Source organism: Acidobacteriota bacterium (assembly GCA_033549365.1).
GTDB lineage: Bacteria > Acidobacteriota > Aminicenantia > Aminicenantales > Saccharicenantaceae > JAWSUF01.
Genome location: JAWSUF010000033.1, coordinates 1 through 6114, shown reverse-complemented (window position 1 = coordinate 6114; position 6114 = coordinate 1). Strand labels below are relative to the sequence as shown.

General features: G+C 37.1%; 5 protein-coding genes. All 5 read left to right on the top strand.

All coding sequences use genetic code 11. The features are described 5' to 3' along the window. Positions 1-62 precede the first annotated feature (62 nt). Positions 63-773, top strand: coding sequence for a rhodanese-like domain-containing protein (locus SCM96_15785; protein MDW7762088.1), 711 nt, complete (start codon positions 63-65; stop codon positions 771-773). Next, positions 751-1344 carry a hypothetical protein gene (locus SCM96_15780; GenBank protein ID MDW7762087.1) on the top strand — a complete coding sequence of 198 codons (594 nt, stop codon included), beginning with the start codon at positions 751-753 and terminating at the stop codon, positions 1342-1344. The genes SCM96_15785 and SCM96_15780 overlap by 23 nt, the downstream gene beginning before the upstream one ends. Before the next feature lie 584 nt (positions 1345-1928). Further along, positions 1929-3056: a 6-bladed beta-propeller gene (locus SCM96_15775; GenBank protein MDW7762086.1), complete on the top strand. Its 1128-nt coding sequence runs from the start codon at positions 1929-1931 to the stop codon at positions 3054-3056. 303 nt (positions 3057-3359) lie between these two features. Next, positions 3360-4691, top strand: a complete 1332-nt coding sequence (locus tag SCM96_15770) for an SPASM domain-containing protein (GenBank protein ID MDW7762085.1) — start codon at positions 3360-3362, stop codon at positions 4689-4691. Between the two features lie 56 nt (positions 4692-4747). After that, positions 4748-5968 carry a 6-bladed beta-propeller gene (locus tag SCM96_15765; protein ID MDW7762084.1) on the top strand — a complete coding sequence of 407 codons (1221 nt, stop codon included), beginning with the start codon at positions 4748-4750 and terminating at the stop codon, positions 5966-5968. Positions 5969-6114: the final 146 nt, after the last annotated feature.

The following is a 6114-nucleotide window of genomic DNA, read 5'->3' as shown; positions in this document are numbered from 1 at the left end:
GTGGATATCATGGAGGGTTGTAGCCCTTTTTTTTCGTCCTTGTCAAATGCCATCACGTAACTTTGAAACAAGCTCCAAGATTATTTACAATATTAATACCTTCCTTTGAGGCTGTTTGTGGGATTTTTTTATTAGTTGGCATATTCCGAATGGCTGCATCCCTCCTATTGGTTCCACTTGTTCTTTCATTCACGTTTGCCATTTTGATAAATCTTATGCAAGGAAACATATTTGATTGCGGTTGTTTTGGGCCATTGCAATTCTTTACAAAAATATCACACGGAAAAATTTTTTTTAACATTGCCCTTATCATTGGGCTTCTATTGATTGTTATTAAAGAAAGGGTAACTAGCGATTTTTTGAGCCACCTAAAAGCTATTATATCTTATACATTCATTATTGGGTTGCTTATATTTATTCCTTATAGCAACACTTCTTTGGCATATGCTCTAAACATGAACAATATCAAAGAGATTGACTGGAAAACTGCCAATGATTTAATCAAGGAAAATAATGCGATCCTTTTTGATGCAAGATCAAATGATCAATATAAAAAAGAACACATCCCTGGAGCATTATCCTTACCGGTCAGCGAGTTTAGTAGATATTTTAGCAGTTATAACAAGATGAGCAAAGAAACGCTCATTGTTGTTTATTGTGAAGCTCATGATTGTTATTCTGCAAATATGGTCGGTATTAAACTAATTGCCAGGGGGTATCACAATATTTTTAAAATATCTGGGGGATTTGATGCTTGGAACGAAAAAGAATGAAGAAATATTTTTAATTTTTTCAAGAAAGACCACGCTTCCTTTTATTTCAGCTGTATTAATCATATATATTCTTAATGTTAACAATCACTATAAATTATTCAATTATCAAATAAAAAGAATTAATGATGACAGAATTTTATGCGAATTCAATTATCGTTCCATCGAAGGATTTTTTAATAATATAATCATGAACGCTCATTTCGTTGGGAAAAAGCTTCCGGTACCCGGCAAATATTTAATCAACGATCGCCATGGAATTGTAATTGTAAAAAAAGAAAATATTGAGAATCTGGCTACTTATAACATCGTAAGGATTATCAATAAGATAAAAACTGTAGAAACTGGAATAAATACATTTACTATTCTTCAATTTACATCAGAAATGTTTTTTATTAACCCAACCGATGAAAAACTACTAGCTCATACCGGTATTTTCCTTATTGATGATAAAAACACTATTTTGTGTGCATTTTCGATAGATGGAACAGAATCAACTGAAGAGATCCAACTAATTCAAAACTATATACTCCGAATATCCTCGCAACCAATTAACAAAGGAGGTAAGCCATGAAAAAGGCAAGGATATTGATTGGGTCTTTGGTCATGCTGTGTGGCGTTTTTGTGTTTCTCAACCTCATCACGTCACCGGCTGGCTTTTCTTCAGACAATGGGGGAACTTTTTGCGACACGAGCAAAACGATGTATTGTTGGACAAGTATCCCATTTTGGGAATGTCGACCTTCCGGCGGATATCATTGCACAGATCCTGTTCCTCCAAAATAGCGTGGGAGACCTTTTTATTCTTATCAAACAATAAAGGAGGAAAATAATGGGAAAGACAAGGAAGCTGCTGGTATCTTTTGTTCTGTTGTGTGGTGTATTTGCATTTCTTGCGCTTATCACAGAGGCGCCAGTTGACTTCACGTCAGCCACTGAGGGAACTTTTTGCGATCAAGGAAAAGATCTTTTTTGCTGGGCACAGATACCCTATTGGTATTGTCTTCCGACCGGATTTTTAAGCTGCGTTGATCCTCCTCCTCCAATCTGATTACATCTTTGGACATCTAGATTAATCTACATATTGGGAGTTTATGCCATCGCCATAAAATCCCGGGCTTCAGCCATGTGAGTTATCATAGATGCTAAGGAGTTAATATGTATCCAGCAAAGAATTTATTATATCTCTTTTTATTATCCTGGATGATTTTAATGATTGTTGTTTCCTGTCGTTCGAAGAAAGATCAGATTCCAGTCATCATCAATTCTTTTCCAATTTATGGAGAAGAATCAATTGTGGAGATTGAAAAACTCTATCGTATTGATGTCACACAAATAAGTCTTTTCAACAAACAGGATGAGTATCAAGGCGTTGTTGATTTTGACAAAAACAATAATCTTTATGTTCTAGACAGATATGAAGGAACCATAACAGTCTTTGACGAAAAAGGAATTCTTATCAACCGTTTTGGAAGACGAGGACAGGGCCCAAATGAATTCCAGGAAGCAAATTTCATGGTCATCAGTCATAATCATATTTATGTTTTCCAAGGAATTAACGAACTGAAAATCCTCGACCTTCAGGGAGAACACACGGCCAGCAATGTCATCTACCTATATGGTGATAATCCTTTAAGATTTCGAGCGGTAGGAGATCTGTTTTATGTTCTTAAGGGAAAAACAGACCGGACTTTTACTAAACTCGATCTTTTATTATGGGCGCATCGTAAAGATTTCTCTGGAGGTAAAGAATTATTCAGGTATACATATCCTCTTGGTCTTCGAGGGTATCCATGCTGGGAGTGGATGCTCATACTCGAAAGCGGAGAATTTTTCTACCCGGAAGATAATCATCATAAGTATTCCATAACACGATACGACAAATCGGGAAAACCGGATTTGATTTTCGGCAGAAAATATCAAATTGAAAACTATTCGGAAGAAGCAAGGAATAGATTTTTATCGACTTATCAGAAAGCCATCGAAAAGGGCCAAATGACCATTCTCAAAGCTCCCCCTATCGTCCGTACAATGTTTCAGGACTCAAAAGAAAACATCTGGGTCATATCCGGAGAAACGTACGAGGATAACATGAATCCGAATTTCAAAAACACCATTGATATTTTCAACCGAAAGGGGGAATGGCTCTCTTCTTTCAATACTTCAATAATATCGAAGAATAGTTTTTATAATCATGGGAAAATTTATAAAGTCCTTCCCATTGACGCGGAGGGTTTTTCCCAATTTATCGATGTTTATGGAATAAGATTCAAGATGAATCCATGATTGTGGGAAGAATTGAACAGCAATCCTTGGGTGATATCGACTTCTTTTGCATTCATTCATATAAGAAATGCAAGATAGGAGGCAACTAGAATGGAATTCATGATTCATCCGATCTCATTTGATATGATAGATGGAGTCAAACTCTTATCCGAAGATTATGCAGAGAAGACTGTAATAAATACATTAAATCTATGCTGTGAATATTGTAGAGTTGTAAGCACAACAGCTACTTGTCCTTTGGTTTGTGAATTGATTGATTATTGGGCTGCGAATTTTTAGCAACATTTAATAGCGTTTTCCAACATGAAAACATCCTATTTTAATATATATTTGTCCATTAGAGAAGAAGAAAGCCTGTTAGTTTACAATACTTTTTCAGGAGCCTTTGCAAAAATTGTAAAGGAAGATGTAAAAATAGCACAAGCTTTATTAAGCAATCCCAACATCATTTGTGATTCTAATGAGATAAATAGGCTTAAAGAGAGTTTATCGGCAGGAGGCTTTATAATCGATAATCATACTGATGAAATCAAAATTCTAAAATTAAGAAATAGATTAGGTAGATATCAAAGAAAATTATTTGGGCTAACAATTGCGCCGACATTAGATTGCAATTTTAGATGTGATTATTGTTATGAGTTATTAAAAAATACGACTATGAGTAAAGAGACTGAAGAAAACATCATCCTATTTGCAAAAAGAGGCATGAAAGAGATCTCGGTTTTCCGTGTGAATTGGTATGGAGGTGAACCGTTACTTCGATTTGACGTTATATCAAGACTCACGGAAAAATTTATTCTTATTTGCAATGACAGGAATATCGAATATTCTGCAGGAATGATTACGAATGGATATTTATTAAATAAAGATGTAATTAAGGTATTAGATGAATATCTGATAAAAAATATTCAGATAACCGTTGATGGGCCAAGATATATACATGATAAACGAAGAATACTAGCAAGCGGGGAACCGACGTTTGATATCATTATGAGTAATCTTGAAAAAGTAATAAAGAAAAGCAACGCTATCATAAATCTAAGAATAAACATCGATAAAGATAATCATGAAAGTGTTTTGGAATTTATTGAAAGTCTAAAATACAAACAACTATTAAATAAAGTCAATGTCTATTTAGCTCCAATTCAAACTTGTTTCAATCATGCTTCGGATTATCAACACAAATGCATATCGTATAAAGAATTTATTGATGTAGAAACAAAGGTTTTCAACAAATTGTCAGCAAAGGACATTATTATTAAAAATATCCCAACTCAGAAAAATCAACAGTGTATTGCTGATACATGGGGTTGTTTTGCAGTCGATCCCGAAGGGTTTTTATACAAATGTTATGCCGATATTGGAGAAAAAGAACACTCAGTTGGCCACATAACTGACACAGAGTGTATTAAAAGCCGTTTTTATGAGTATTTAGTATGGGATCCTTTTGATGACAAAAAATGCAAAAAATGTATTTTTTTACCGATATGCATGGGAGGATGCACCAGAAGGCGTATGAGCAAAAGCCGTAATTATAGTGTCTGTTCTAAATGGAAATACAGAATAATTAAAAGTTTGGAAGCTTGGTATACAAACTATCAATCCCTATCAAATGATCGGCAAACGCGTGGATAAGGAGTGTCAATATTTTCGTTGTTTGCCTAGAAACCTCAACATTACAGGAACAGAAGATGAGCTCTCATTTAAAAAGCGGCCTCACCGGCCTGTTGTTAATAAGCTTTTTTCTCAGCCCGTCATGTCGGAAACATAAAGACGGATGGCCGGTTGAAATCAACTGTGCAAATGGCATTCAGGTCGTTAAAAACCCTGCAGAACCCTACTATGGGGAGTTGGTGTTCGAACTGGAAGAAGACTTGGCGATCGGGAATAGGAACAGCGGAAACGTCATGTTTAGCGGCATCGCCGTAATCCGGGTGGATGATAGGGGAAATCTTTTCGTTCTGGATACGCGAAATCACAGGATTCATAAATTTAACGGGAATGGCAACCATCTCCGTACATTCGGACGGAAGGGCCAGGGTCCCGGTGAGTTCGAATACCCCAATCGGCTCTATCTGGACGGCGATGGCAACATCATCGTCTCCGAGATGCGCAAAATTCAGATGTTCAACCCCGAAGGAGACTTCATGAAGTTGAGATGGGTCCCATTCCATATCATGGATTTTGTGCCGGCTGCAGAAGGAAACCTCATAGTTTACGGATTAATAAGGACCGATAAGGGGGAGAATTTCGTGATCCAGAGCCTGGATTGGGACGGGGAAACAATAAGAAAAATCGCCGATTTTTATGGTTTTTCATTCGTCAGGAAAGGAGACACTGTCTTCAGATACTCTCACAGTTATAGCCCGTTTCTGCATTTTTCGCACATGGAAAAAGCCGGATTCGTTTATGGATATAGTCTTGAATACAAGCTGTTTGTTTCCGACCGTTCGGGGAAAACGGATTTAATCATAGAAAAGGATGAACGCAGCGAAACGATAACGGCTGCGGAAAAACACAGGATAATCGATGATACGCTGAAAAAAGCGGCGCGAAGCGGATCGAACACGACTAAAGATGATCTGGAAAAAGCGGCGAACTTCCCTCCTCATAAACCGTTTTTTTCCAGACTAACTACAGATGATCAACAAAGAATCTATGTTTGGAAACTCAAATCCATTCTCGATGTGAACACGGACGAAGAAGGAGTCGAATGTGATATTTTCGGTCCGGACGGTTGCTTTCTATATACAGCCAAGTTCTTATCTCCCCCATTTCTTATCCATGACGGCTATCTCTACGACAAGAAGTTAATTGAAGATACGAATGAAGAAGTGCTTGTCAGATATCGAATAAGAAATTGGCTGAAAATCAAAAGTGACGTGCCCAATCACGCAATTGTCCCCCGGTGAATGCAGGATTTCTCATGCGTCATGTCAAGATAAATTCGCCGCACACCTGCTCCAGGAGATATGCGGCATGAACCCGACTTTCGCCAATATTCCATGAGCCTCCTATAACTTAAGCAAAATCAAAAACATACGCAGCTGCCAACGTA

Coding starts and splice junctions, on each gene's coding strand:
- SCM96_15780 (MDW7762087.1), top strand. CDS start 751: ATGCTTGGAACGAAAAAGAATGAAGAAATATTTTTAATTTTTTCAAGA.
- SCM96_15775 (MDW7762086.1), top strand. CDS start 1,929: ATGTATCCAGCAAAGAATTTATTATATCTCTTTTTATTATCCTGGATG.
- SCM96_15770 (MDW7762085.1), top strand. CDS start 3,360: ATGAAAACATCCTATTTTAATATATATTTGTCCATTAGAGAAGAAGAA.
- SCM96_15765 (MDW7762084.1), top strand. CDS start 4,748: ATGAGCTCTCATTTAAAAAGCGGCCTCACCGGCCTGTTGTTAATAAGC.